At 51.2% G+C, this 12,728-nt stretch carries 7 protein-coding genes; 4 read left to right on the top strand and 3 right to left on the bottom strand.

Going from position 1 to position 12,728, the window contains the following annotated elements; all coding sequences use genetic code 11:
- Positions 1 to 32: 32 nt before the first annotated feature.
- The gene (locus LACPH_RS06955; RefSeq protein ID WP_087912188.1) at positions 33 to 989 is read left to right on the top strand and encodes an ABC transporter permease; all 957 of its coding nucleotides are present in this window, start codon (positions 33 to 35) and stop codon (positions 987 to 989) included.
- Entirely contained in the window at positions 976 to 2,307 is a 1,332-nt protein-coding gene (locus LACPH_RS06950) for an RsmF rRNA methyltransferase first C-terminal domain-containing protein (RefSeq protein WP_306387652.1), read from the top strand. The genes LACPH_RS06955 and LACPH_RS06950 overlap by 14 nt, the downstream gene beginning before the upstream one ends.
- An 88-nt stretch (positions 2,308 to 2,395) precedes the next feature.
- Here the strand turns inward: LACPH_RS06950 and fni are convergent, their stop codons facing one another.
- Genes fni through mvk form a run of 3 tightly spaced genes read right to left on the bottom strand, consistent with a single transcriptional unit; the run spans position 2,396 to position 5,343 of the window.
- Positions 2,396 to 3,430, bottom strand: a complete 1,035-nt coding sequence (gene fni / locus LACPH_RS06945) for a type 2 isopentenyl-diphosphate Delta-isomerase (protein ID WP_306387651.1) — start codon at positions 3,428 to 3,430, stop codon at positions 2,396 to 2,398.
- Positions 3,396 to 4,400, bottom strand: a complete 1,005-nt coding sequence (gene mvaD / locus LACPH_RS06940) for a diphosphomevalonate decarboxylase (RefSeq protein WP_087912185.1) — start codon at positions 4,398 to 4,400, stop codon at positions 3,396 to 3,398. Before mvaD ends, fni begins: the two co-directional genes overlap by 35 nt.
- 7 nt (positions 4,401 to 4,407) lie before the next feature.
- The gene (gene mvk, locus LACPH_RS06935) at positions 4,408 to 5,343 is read right to left on the bottom strand and encodes a mevalonate kinase (RefSeq protein WP_306387650.1); all 936 of its coding nucleotides are present in this window, start codon (positions 5,341 to 5,343) and stop codon (positions 4,408 to 4,410) included.
- A gap of 122 nt (positions 5,344 to 5,465) precedes the next feature.
- Between mvk and LACPH_RS06930 the strand changes: the two genes are divergently transcribed.
- Both LACPH_RS06930 and addA read left to right on the top strand, forming a co-directional pair.
- Positions 5,466 to 9,005, top strand: coding sequence for a PD-(D/E)XK nuclease family protein (locus LACPH_RS06930; RefSeq protein WP_306387649.1), 3,540 nt, complete (start codon positions 5,466 to 5,468; stop codon positions 9,003 to 9,005).
- A complete protein-coding gene (gene addA / locus LACPH_RS06925) occupies positions 9,002 to 12,712 on the top strand; it encodes a helicase-exonuclease AddAB subunit AddA (protein WP_306387648.1) in 3,711 nt (1,236 codons plus the stop codon). The genes LACPH_RS06930 and addA overlap by 4 nt, the downstream gene beginning before the upstream one ends.
- The last annotated feature ends 16 nt before the right edge of the window (positions 12,713 to 12,728 follow it).

The raw sequence follows: 12,728 nt of genomic DNA, 5'->3' as shown, positions 1-12,728 counted from the left end.
AGCGCGCCGGCTCACGCTCACAGGAGGGTCACGTGAAAAAATTATTTTTGATTGATTTTCTATGGATCGGCTTGGCAATTTTGGCTGGGTTGGTTTGGTCGCAGCATGATCAAAATGAATATGCCAGCCAGCTGGATCATCTTGGGATGTCTGAAATGGCGCAGGAATATGTCACGAGCAGTTCGCGAAGTGTGACGAAGGCGGTGGCTGAGCTTGAGAAAACCGATTTTTCCGGTTACCAGGTGCAGTTTGTAACGAAACAGCTGGTTTACGTGTATCAGCGCGGGTCGGTCGCGAGTCTTCCAGTGGAAACCGGGCAATGGTTTTCAACGGGGGATTTTGCCTCAAGTCTGCCCGTGGCGGTGGTCGGCCATGATTTAGCAGATAAGCTTTATACCGGCAGTAATAATCAACGTTATCTGAGTGTTAACAGCCAGTACATTCCGGTCATGGGAACAGTCGGTACGCGCAAGGGCAGCCCCCTTAACAAAGCAGTTTTCTTGAATGCTTCGCCGAGTATGGCTAATGAAGGTCTGACCTTAAAGCACGTTAAAATTTATGTCGATGGCGCCAATCAGCATAGTAAGACATTGAAAACTATTTTACGAGCGAGTCGCGTCCATCGCGTTCATTTTAGCGACAGCGATGCGGCTACCTGGTGGCGCGCTTATGGGCAAACTGCTTTATTCTGTGTGTTACTGCTAATGGGAGCAGGAATCTTAAGTTTATTGATGGTCACATTGATCGGGCCGTTACAAACATCCGGTTTGGAGATCAACATGCGCGCCAGATACTTACGCGGTGTTTTGTCCAGTTGTGCCAGTCATGTGGGCATCAGTCTGTTTCTCGGCGGCTTGTTTGCCAATTGGTGGTTCTACTTCACCACCCGGACCAATATCTGGAGTTTTCTGGTTATTTTAACGATCGCCACTATTATTTTCCTGCGTTACTTAATTCGCAGAAAGGATCGAACAAGTGCAACTACCTGAAGCTTTTAAAGAAAAATATACCCGACTATTAGGTGCGGATGCGGCAGCTTTTTTAGCCAGTTTTGATGCTGCACCGGTGAGTGGCTTCCGGCGCGATCCCGCCAAACCCTGGCCGCTGGATGAAGCAACGGATGATCCTGTTCCTTGGAGTCCTTGGGGGTATTACGGCAAAATTGCCGGAAACGATATTGATCATGTGGCCGGTCTCGTTTACAGCCAGGAACCCAGCGCTCAGTTTGTGGGCACGGTCGCTGCGCCACAAGCAGGTGAACGGGTTCTTGATCTTTGCGCCGCTCCTGGCGGTAAGTCGACGCAATTAGCTAGTTATCTGGGCGATACCGGCCTGCTCGTCAGCAATGAGATCAACCCAGCCCGCTCCAAGGTGCTATCAGGCAATCTCGAGCGCTGGGGCAGCCAAAACATTCTGGTGACCAATAATGATCCTGATACGCTGGCGAAGGCCTGGCCGCAAACGTTTGACCGGATTTTGGTTGATGCACCGTGTTCAGGCGAAGGCATGTTTCGCAAGGATCCGGATGCAGTTCAATATTGGCATCGTGATTATCCGGCCGAATGCGCTGCCAGACAAAAGCAGATCCTACAAGCGGCCGTTAAAATGCTGCGACCCGGCGGCGAGTTGATTTATTCGACATGTACCTTCAGCCCGGAAGAAGATGAGCAAATCATTGCATGGTTATTGACAAACTATGACATGACGCTTGAGCCCATCAAAACCTATCCGGGAATGGAAGCCGGGCGACCGGAATGGGCCGATGGCAACCCAGAGTTAGCCAAAGCGGTACGCTTGTTCCCCCATCGGCTGCGCGGCGAAGGTCATTTTGTGGCTAAATTACGCCTAGCTGGCGAAAAAAAGGTGCACACCCCTGCAACGGTTTCGGTCAAACCTTTAGCTAAGCCAGCAATGGAAGAGGTCCGCGACTTTTTTGCGACCAGTTTAAATCAGCCGTTAACCGGGCAATTCTATCGTCACGGTGATTTCTTGTCATTGCTGCCAGCAACCATGCTGCCGTTTGACCGGATGAAAGTGGTGCGGGCAGGTTTGGAACTTGGCAGTTTTCGCAAAAAACGTTTCGAACCCAGCCATAGTTTGGCGACCGCGTTATCGCCAAATACGTTTCAGACCGTCATCGAGGTCGATCAGGATGGTTATGCCCGCTATCGCCATGGTGAAACCTTACCGGCAATCGCCACTGGTAAGCGATTTGTGTTACTCACGTTTGAACACAAACCGTTTGCGATCGGCAAATTGGTCAATGGCACCATCAAAAACTTTTATCCAAAAGGGCTGCGCGTTTAGCCATTAAAGGGTATTAAAAAAGATGATCCAAGAGTGCGACTTTTGACTCTTAGATCATCTTTTTTGTCGGTCCTACTGCTGTTAACGGTCAAATCGCCGGCAAATTGCGAGCACGGCGATAATGCTCCAGTTCGGTGCCGAGAAGGGCAGGAGCAGTTTGCAAGGCTTGCCAGTTTGTGACGCCAAGCAATGCATAGAGTTGCCGGATCTGGTGTAGGAACGCCTGAAAATAAGCGAGCGTTGCGGTATAGCCGGTTTGGATCAAATGATGAAGCACAAGTCCGCTAATCCCGACCGCGTGGGCACCTAACCGCTGCGCTTTGACCACGTCTAGCGGCGAACGAACACCACCGGTCGCCAGAATCGTCAGCGGCAAGCCACGAGCCTCAAGTAGCGATTCAGCTGTCGTCTGACCCCAGTCCCGCATATACGCAAAGTCCTGCTGCGGCCGGCGCGCATTTTCAATAACGGCGAAATTGGTGCCGCCGCGACCGCCTAAGTCGACATAGCGGATACCCAACTGTTGCAAAGTCTGCAAGTCTTCACGAATGAACCCGTTACCGACTTCTTTTGCCACCACCGGAACGGAGACTCCCGCTGCAATCGCCTGAATGTTGTCCTGCCATAAAAAGTCGCGATCACCTTCAGGCATAACAACTTCCTGCGCCGCATTCAAATGCACCTCCAGCGCATTCGCGTGCAACATGGCCACTGCCTTCTTGGCTGCGTGTACATCATGACCGGCACCGATGTTAGCCAGAATAAAGCCATCAGGATTGTGTTGCCGTAATGTCGTGAATGTTGAACTCAACTCGGGATCATGCAAGGCGACTGACTGCGAACCACTGGCAATTGCAACACCCAACGCATTTGCCAATCCGCCGAGTTGGGTATTCAATTTGCCGGTCTGTGGCGAACCGCCAGTCATCGCGTTAATATAAATCGGCCAGCGCCACCCAAAAGGTAACGGAGGCGTCAGATCAACATCAGCTAAGGCCGTTTCCGGAAGCGCACGATGAAGCAGTCGGATTTGATCAAACCCGGCATTAGCATCGGCTTTGAAATATTTTTCCGCCAAGAAGACGTGCTCATCCTTGCGATGTGATTGCTGACTCTGTGTCATCAAACTGCTCCTTTGTAATCACTTGAGCGTCTGGGCCAATTTTAGTGCTGAGGATGCGATCACCGAAAGCTGGCCGCAATGCGGTCATGAGCACATCCACATAGGGTGCCGTTGTGAGAATTTTGACATTAGGTCCCGCATCCATGGTGACAAAGGCCGGAATACCGAGTCGGCGCTGTTCCTGCACCAATTGCCAGGCGCGTAAGGTTTCTGGCAGAAAGTAGGTAAACGGCGGCTCTTCAGCCATGATCGCAGCGTGCATACGCATACTTGACAATTCAGTGAGCGCGCCGATCGTGTCAAAATCGTCTTCAGCCAACGCCGTGATCATGGGACTTATCAAGGTTTCGTTAGCCTCCACCCACGCCTGGTAATAAGGGCTGGTTGCGGCCGTATTGGCCATGCCGGTGCGGGAACTGACCGCTTTTTTCTGATCCGAAACGGTGACAACCAACATGCGTAACGGCAAGGTCGGCTGAATCGCCAAGGGTTCGGCAAATGAAGAGGCATCGTCAAAGCCGCGATGCCAGATGACGGCGCCGCCAAAAATCGATCGGGTTGCCGAGCCGGATCCGCGCCGAGCCAAACGCGATAAGTCGGTCGGGGATAAATCTAAGCCAGCGGCACGACTGGCGGCCAATGCCAATGCCGCAAATGCCGAGGCAGAACTGGCCAAACCGGCAGCAGTCGGTACGTGGTTCAACGAGCTCACCCGGGCGCGGGTTTTAATATTAGCTAACTTCCGGACGTGATCCAAGAACCGGCTGACAGCGACTGGCGATTGTGGTTGATCATTGAGGACAAACTGGTCTTCTGAAAGTGTTGAATCAAACGTCACCGCTGTATCTGTATAAAAATCGTTCAGCGTCAGAGAAATGCTGCTCGTTGCCGGCAACATAAACTTCTTGTCAGCTTTACCCCAGTATTTAATGAGCGCAATATTCGTATGCGCACGTGCGTAAGTTGTCATAGGTGCCTCATTTCGTTTCAAAGTGATATTCCCAGACCTTGACCGCATTAGCTGCTTTAAGCGCCTGAATAATCGTCGGCGCCTGGTCTTCTGCAGCAAGGGCAATCATACAGCCGCCTATGCCGGAGCCAGTTAATTTAGCCCCATATGCGCCGTGATCGATGGCGACATTAATCAATCGATCCAGCTCCGGACTACTGACACCAAGTGCAGCCAAATCGGCCTGATCGCGATTCAATAGTTGCCCTAACATGATGATATCATCCTGTGCCAAAGCTAATGCTGCCTGGCGAACCGCGGTGCCGATGTCCGTAATAAGCGGTCGATAAACTTTAGGCGCCTGTTTAAGCTTTTGCGCGACAAGATCGACCGCGACTTTGGTTTGACCCGCAATGCCGGTATCAGCAATAAGCAAAACGCCATTCCGCGGCATCATGATTGACCGCAATGATTTGCCCCGAACAAACCACTGCGGCTTTTCAGCACTAGCCGTTGCTGCATCTAAGCCGCTGGGGTTGCCATGTAGCGCTTTTTCGGAAATATCGGCCCAGTTCAACAACGCCGTGCGCGTTAACGGCGTCTGAAACGCATCGTAAAAGGCCCGCACGACCGCCACCGCAGTTGCAGCTGACGATCCCATTCCTCGTTCAGATGGCAAGGCACTGGTAATGGTAAGGTGAAAACCTTGCTTACTGGCATCGAAGAACACAAGCAACCGGCGAATCAGCATGGCAATGCCGGCAAAGTTGGTCAGTTGGCCCGCGTTCAAATCACCGGTAAAAAAAGCCGATGTAACCTCCTGCCGCCCATCAGGCAGCGGCGCCACCCGCGCTGACAAGCCGATGCTTTTGACCGGAAGCGCAATAGCGGGTTCCCCATAAACGACCGCGTGCTCCCCAATAAGAATGATTTTTGCGTAACTTTTACCCGTCCCGATTTCCATATAAACACCTCGTTAATATTCTTTACTTATGATAGCGCAAACGCCGATCGGACACTACTTAGTTATGCTAGACTAAAGCATAAGTCATCATCACCATTGATTGAAACTTGAGGAGGCACAGCATGGGGCTGCAGTTTATTTTAGGTGACGCAACAAGGGATCATGCTCAAACCATGGCAGCTATGATCCAGGAACAACTCGCGGCTGATCCGCAAAATCAGATTTTCTTTTTAGTGCCGAACCATATTAAATTCGAAGCAGAAATCGATCTTCTCAAACGCTTGCGCCAATTGCAACAGGGTGAGGCGGATGCGTACGCTCAGAGTCGGGTGCAGGTACTGTCATTTTCGCGTCTGGCCTGGTTTTATTTGAAAAACACGCCACTTTATCAACAACCACGGCTTGATCAGGCAAGCAATACCATGTTGGTGGCCAAAATTCTGGCTGATCGGCAAGACGACTTGACCATTTATGCCGGCGAAGCGCAACATACCGGTTTTGTGACGCAACTTGCCGATCAACTAAGCGAATTGATGATCGGCCGCATCACGGCCGAAGATCTGATGCATACGGTATCGGCTTTAGCTCCCGGTGATCGGCATCGCGCGAAGTTGCGCGATCTGGGGATCATTCTTGACCAATATGAAGCAGAAATCGGCCCTTATGCCACGACCGCAAGCTTACTGAGTGGCTTGCAGCAAGCCATGCGCACGCAGGACCTAAGCCATACGTTTATCTATCTCAATGATTTTAACGTATTTTCTGCTTCTGAGTCTGCGTTAGTCGAAACCATGCTCGAAACAGCCGCCGAGGTAACGCTCGGGTTAGTGCTGAATAAGCCATATCCGCTTAATCCGCCAGTTGCTCCTAACTTATTTTTGCCCGCCGGTCGACTTTACCAACGGCTTTATCAAAAAGCGAAAACGCTGCATGTTCCGATTCGCCCGGATCGATTTGCGGCACCGCGTCAAATCAGTCGCGGCATGCAACAAGTTGCAAATTGGTGGGAGGCCAATACGGACCTGCAGCCACCAACAGCACCGACTTCTGAAACCGCTGAGCAAATCCATTTGGCGATCGCGACCGATCCGTATCAGGAACTGCGGCATGTGGCTCAGCACATTTATCGCGCAGTTCGGCATGGTGCGCGCTATCGTGATTTCCTGATTTTAGCACGACGATTGGAGCCTTATGCAACCGTGATTCCGGCGATTTTTGCCGAATTTTCGATCCCGCAGTTTACTGATTTGCAACGACCGATGAAAGACCATCCGCTAGTTGTCTTGATGGAAAGTCTGTTTGCGATTCAAAAACACGATTATCAGTATCAAGATGTCATGCGTCTGCTGCACACGGAGCTATTGTTGCCGGAAGGGATGTCACTGGCCGAATTTCGGGATGCAGTGGACACAACGGATAACCACCTAGTGCGGACGGGCATTGCCGGGAAGCAGCGCTGGACGCAACCAGCTGCATGGCGCTATTTTCAGCGCAATCCTGACGCCGATGATCCGCAGATGGATCCGGAAGCTGCTAAAACCGCGCAGATCAATGCGATTAAAACGTTGATCGCCCAAACCGTCCCAACGTTGCTAAAACAGTGGCAGACCGCAAAAACAGGGGCGGAGGCTGCAGGTGACCTGTATCGTTGGTTGGACGCAAATGGCGTTGTTGATCAACTGCGCGCTTGGCGACAAACTGCCAGTGACGCCGGTGATCTGACCCGCAGCCGCGCCCATGAACAGGCGTGGACCACTTTTACCGCGTTATTGGACGACTATGTCACGATTTTGGGCAGTGCCAAATTTGACCGGGAGCAGTTTCACGAATTGCTGGCCGCGGGATTTGCCAGTGCCACGTACACCCAGATCCCGGCGACGCTTGACGCGGTTGTTATTTCTGAAACCGGATTGGTGCGGCTAGCGAAGGCAAAACATGTATTCGTCATTGGTGCAACCAATACGGCCATGCCGGATGTTCCCACTGATGATGGCGTGTTGAACAGTGAGGAGCGCCAATTGTTGGCTGCTCAATTGCCGGATGATCGCTTCTTGCCTGAACAGGGACCGGCAACGACTTTAGGCGATCCATTTATCAACTACCTGGGCTTCATGGCAGCGTCAGACGAATTGACGTTGAGCTATCCGGTTCAAAACGCCCAGGGAAACAGCGAAAATCAGGCTTCACCTTATCTTCAGCAAATGGGAAATGCACTGCACCTAACGCCAACCGCCTGGGCGCCGGTTTCGCTGACAACGCCAGTCGAAACCGTTTTAGGCAGTCCGCGGGCAATGTTGAGTGACTTTGTGCGCGCTGCTGGTGATGCCCAACAACAAAAGCTGCCGTTGGGTCAAGCGTGGCAAAGTGTTTTGGCGGCGTTGAAACAAACCGATTTGGCAACGTTATCCCGCCGCCTCGCCGGTAGCTTAACCTATCAAAATGATCCGGGGCACCTTGATCCGGATTTAGCCATCCAACTTTACGGGCGGGACATGAATGTGTCGGTTTCCCGGCTTGAAACTTACTATCTGAACCACTTTGAATATTTTCTCAAGTACGGCTTGCTCCTGCAACCGCGCCCGGAATTCGAACTTTCACCAGCCGACACCGGCAGTCTGTTTCATGCGGTGCTGGATCGCTATTTGACCCAACTACGCGAAGAACATGTGGCACTGGCAGACGTTGACCCAGCCGTCATCGCTGCCGCCATTCCGCCACTTGTCGAAGACATTGCCAGCCAGCCGGGCTACGAAATTCTCGGCAGCACGCATCGCATGCTCTATCTGACCAGACGTTTAAGCCGGCTACTGATCCAAGTACTGGTCAACATGCGTCAGCAACAACAACGCAGTGGGTTTCGTCCGATACGCACCGAATTGCAATTTGGACGAATCGGGGACACCAAAGGCTTGCCGGGGTTATCCTGGCCGTTGCCGCATGGTGGCCGCGTTAACGTTCGCGGCAAAATCGATCGCTTAGATGTTTATCGTGAACCGAATGCGCGCCGCTTTATCATTGTTGACTATAAGAGTACCCAGCATCGGTTTAATGACAGTGATGCCTATTACGGGATTGCCTTGCAAATGCTGACGTACATTGAAGCCATGACAAACGTTCCTATCGACCCGCCGTTTGTACCGGCCGGCGCACTGTATTTCCATCTTCAGGATCCAACGCTTCAATACACGCCGACGTTGGAACCGGTTATTGAGCGGCTCAAGAAATTCAAATATCTGGGTTTTCTGGTTGCCAATCATGGTGACGAACTTGCCGCGGTCGATCGTACGATTTCACCGGAAAGTGGCGGCGCTAGCGAGGTCGCTCCGCTAGGCTTTAAAAAGGATGGGAGCTTCAACCGTAGCCAGTCGAATATTTTAACGCCGGATGATTTACGCGCTTACTTGGCACACAATCAAGCACTGATCATCGATGCGGCCACTCAAATTCTCTCCGGCAATATTGACCTGGCACCTTTCCAATACGGTCAATCCTCAGAAGTCGTCAGCCGCAGTGATTACCAAAGTATCATGCTTTTTGATCCGGCAACGGGATTTGACCACTATCATCATGTTCCTAAATTAAAACGGAAAGATGTCGTCAATCGCCTCACAACGGACCCTAAGCAGACGCCAGATTCTAAAAAGGAGACACCGCAATCATGACAAAATTTACTTCGTCTCAACAGGCAGCGATCGATCATCATGGCCATGATGTGCTGGTTTCTGCTTCTGCCGGTAGCGGCAAAACGACGGTGTTAGTTGAACGGATTATTCAGAAGATCCTCAAACAGCATGCCGATATCACCAGAATGTTGATCGTCACTTTTACCCGCGCAGCAACCGCCGAAATGCGAACCAAAATTCAATCAGCTTTAAAACAGACACTGACGCAAAAACGGCACGAACTCAATGCCGAAGATCGCCGCCATTTATCCAATCAGATTGCGATGGTGAATGCGGCTAAGATCAGTACTTTGGATGCTTTTAGCCTACAAATTGTCCAAACCTACTATTACGTCATCGATCTTGATCCCGGTTTTCGGTTACTCACGGATGAAACGGAACGTTATATGTTGCAGGAACGCGTTTGGAATGACTTACGCGAGCAGTTCTATGCAGGTGACGATGCGGCCGCCTTTGAACAGTTAACGGCTAATTTTAGCGGTGACCGTGATGATAGTGGCCTCCAGGATTTGATGTTTGAGCTAATGCGTCAAGCAGCGGCGACGACCGATCCTGAAGCCTATTTGCGTCAATTAGCCGAACCGTATGCACCCGAGGCATGGGAGCAAACCTTCAACACCCAAATCTGGCCGCAGATGAAACAAAAATTGCTGCAAATCACCACAGATCTCACCCAAGCAGCAGCACTGGCCGATCAATTACCGAACCCGATCTGGCAGCGCCAAATCGAAGCCGATCTGGCACCACTGCAACATTTATTGGAAAATGCCACCCCAACTTATGACACGGTGCGCGACGTTTTGGCTGATCATCAATTTGAAACATGGTCGAGCGCCAGAAAAGGGCTTGATGACAATGATAAAGCAACCAAAAAAGCGGCTAAACAATTACGTGATGCGGCCAAAACCACATGGCAAAAACAAGTTGCGCCGGAATTTGCACTGACAGGTGAACAAATCAAGGATCTGCTGCAGACGGTTCAGCCAATGATGCAAATGTTGACAAAAGTGGCACGACAGTTTTTGGCGGCCTTAACCGCTGAAAAAGCAGATCGTCATGTCCAGGATTATAGCGACATCGCCCATAACGCGTTGAAGATTCTGCAGCAACAAGATCCCCAAACCGGCGCACCGATTGCCGAGAATTATCGTGCTAGCTTCGATGAAGTGATGGTCGATGAATATCAGGATATCAGTCCGCTGCAGGAAGCATTATTAGCAGCTGTCAGCACTTCTGACCCTGGTGACCGCTTCATGGTAGGGGATGTCAAGCAAAGCATCTATGGCTTTCGATTAGCCGATCCGCAACTCTTCATTCACAAATATCAGTCTTTCGCCGATCAACCTAGTGATCCTGCCGCTCCCGAACGGATTATTCTGGCAGAGAACTTCCGCTCAACCAAGAACGTGCTGGCATTCACCAATCTTATTTTCAGCCAGATCATGGATCCCGAGGTAGGGGACTTAAGCTATGATGATCGCGCCGCTTTGAAGTATGGGGCCGTGGATTACGACGAATGCCATCCGGCGGTCAAAATGCTGTTATACAGCAAGGCCACCTCAGATGAGGATGATGACGGAACTGACGCACCTGATTTACCGGAAAGCGAAGACGATGATGAACCTTTAGATGTCGCGACCGGTCAAACCCAAATGGTCATCGCGGAAATTCAACGGTTGGTTGAGGATCCGGAGGCGAAATTATGGGACCGGAAGCAACAGGCTTACCGCCGCATCCATTATCGTGACATCACCTTGTTAACCCGCCAAACCACACAAAACAGTCTGATCCAGACACAGTTTGCTGCAGCCGGCGTACCGCTGTTTGTGGCAGATACGAAGAACTTCTTTAAAACCACCGAACTGATGGTCATGCTTGCGTTGCTTAAGATTATTGACAACCCCAAGCAGGATATTCCATTAGTTGCGGTTTTGCGTTCGCCAATTGTCGGACTATCAGCGGATCAACTAGCGCTCATTCGCCTAGCAGCCAAACAAGTTCCTTACTATGATGCGGTCACTGCCTTTTTGGCTGCGACACCGTCCACGCCGCTAGCCAAGCAAACCCACGCAACACTCACGCAATTTTTCCAGCAATTAAAACATTTTCGCGACCTTGCACGCGAAAATGACCTTGTGACCCTGTTATGGGCGATTTATCAAGAAACGGGTTTTCTCGATTATGTCGGCGGAACCCCCGGTGGCAGTCAACGCCAGGCCAATCTGCAAGCCTTGATTGACCGGGCCCAAACGTATGAGTCAGGTGGATTTAAGGGCCTGTTCGCCTTTATTCATTTCATTACCCTCATGCAAAAACAGGATCAGGATCTCGCCACACCTGCCCAAGTCGATCCGGATCAAGACGCGGTTAGGTTAATGACGATTCATAAAAGTAAAGGCCTCGAATTCCCGGTCGTTTTTGTCATGCAAACCAATAAACATTTTAATCGACGTGATCAACGTGGCGCGGCCATTTTGACCAAAAATGGCATCGGCGCTAAATGGCTGGATCCGGGAACCCGGGTTGAATACGAATTACCGCAGTATCAGGCCGCAAAAGCCGCCCGCCAAAATCAGACGCTTGCTGAAGAAATGCGCCTGCTGTATGTCGCCCTAACCCGAGCGCAGCAACGGCTATATGTTGTTGGGGCAACGATGAGCGGCCAGCAACTCACATCTGCCGACAAAACGGTGGCAAAATGGGCTAAAGAAGCAGAAGGCGAACAACTGGTACTGGCTCCCCAAGTTCGCAGCGCGGCAACGAATTACCTAGATTGGATCGGTCCGGCACTGATTCGTCATCCCCAAGTCAAAGGTTTAGCCGAAACTACCGTAAAGCCTGCTCTCATCGGTGATTCAACCGAATTTGCCATTGAAATCGAGGTTAATCCGCAAGTCAAACCGGCGGCCACCGCTACAAAATCAGCTCCGGCTGAAGCGCCGTCACTCGACTTAAACAGCTGGTTCAAGCAGCAGTATCCATTTCAGGCCGCTACCACCACTGCCGGCTTCCAAAGTGTCTCGGAAATTAAACGGGCCTTTGATGACCCGGATACGATGGAACTGGTGAGTGCCGATCGGTTTTTGGGACCCCAACCGCCGCTGGGAGATTTAGCCGCACCGGTATTTCTAACCCAATCATCAGGTGGCGTCAGTGCAACTGCTGTCGGCACGGCTACCCATTTGTTGTTGCAACTGGTAGACTTGACACAACCGGTTACCCATACAAGCCTTGAAGATTTACGGCACCATCTGATAACCACGGGTGCCATCCCACAGGAAGTGGCTACTCGTATCGACTTGTCCGCTCTAGTGCGGTTTTTTGCAACTGACTTGGGTCGCCTGTTGCAGGCCAAACCGCAGCAGGTTCATCGGGAAGTGCCATTTTCCATGTTGTTGCCAGCGGATCGTTTATTCGAAGGTTTGAAAGATGATCCCGGCGAAGACGTCTTGATTCACGGGATTATTGACGGTTTCGTCAGTGATGCTGAAGGGGTGACGCTTTTTGATTATAAAACGGATCACGAACCTAATCCCGAAGTATTAGTGGCGCGTTATCGCGGTCAGCTGAACCTTTATGCACAGGCATTGACCCGGCTGCAACCCAAACCGGTTAATCATCGTTATCTGGTTCTGTTGCGAACCGGTACGATTGTTGATTTGGTGGCGAACCCCATCGGGAAATAGTATGATAGACGCAGTA

Origin of the sequence: Lacticaseibacillus parahuelsenbergensis (assembly GCF_030770265.1) — a bacterium.
GTDB classification, from domain to species: Bacteria; Bacillota; Bacilli; order Lactobacillales; family Lactobacillaceae; genus Lacticaseibacillus; species Lacticaseibacillus casei.
Note: the sequence above shows the minus strand (reverse complement) of the source record. Positions and strands in the feature narration are given on the sequence as shown.

Bases quoted from the DNA above. Each gene is read 5' to 3' on its own strand.
- mvaD (WP_087912185.1), bottom strand. From the start codon at position 4,400: ATGACAACTTACGCACGTGCGCATACGAATATTGCGCTCATTAAATAC.
- mvk (WP_306387650.1), bottom strand. From the start codon at position 5,343: ATGGAAATCGGGACGGGTAAAAGTTACGCAAAAATCATTCTTATTGGG.
- addA (WP_306387648.1), top strand. From the start codon at position 9,002: ATGACAAAATTTACTTCGTCTCAACAGGCAGCGATCGATCATCATGGC.
- fni (WP_306387651.1), bottom strand. From the start codon at position 3,430: ATGACACAGAGTCAGCAATCACATCGCAAGGATGAGCACGTCTTCTTG.
- LACPH_RS06930 (WP_306387649.1), top strand. From the start codon at position 5,466: ATGGGGCTGCAGTTTATTTTAGGTGACGCAACAAGGGATCATGCTCAA.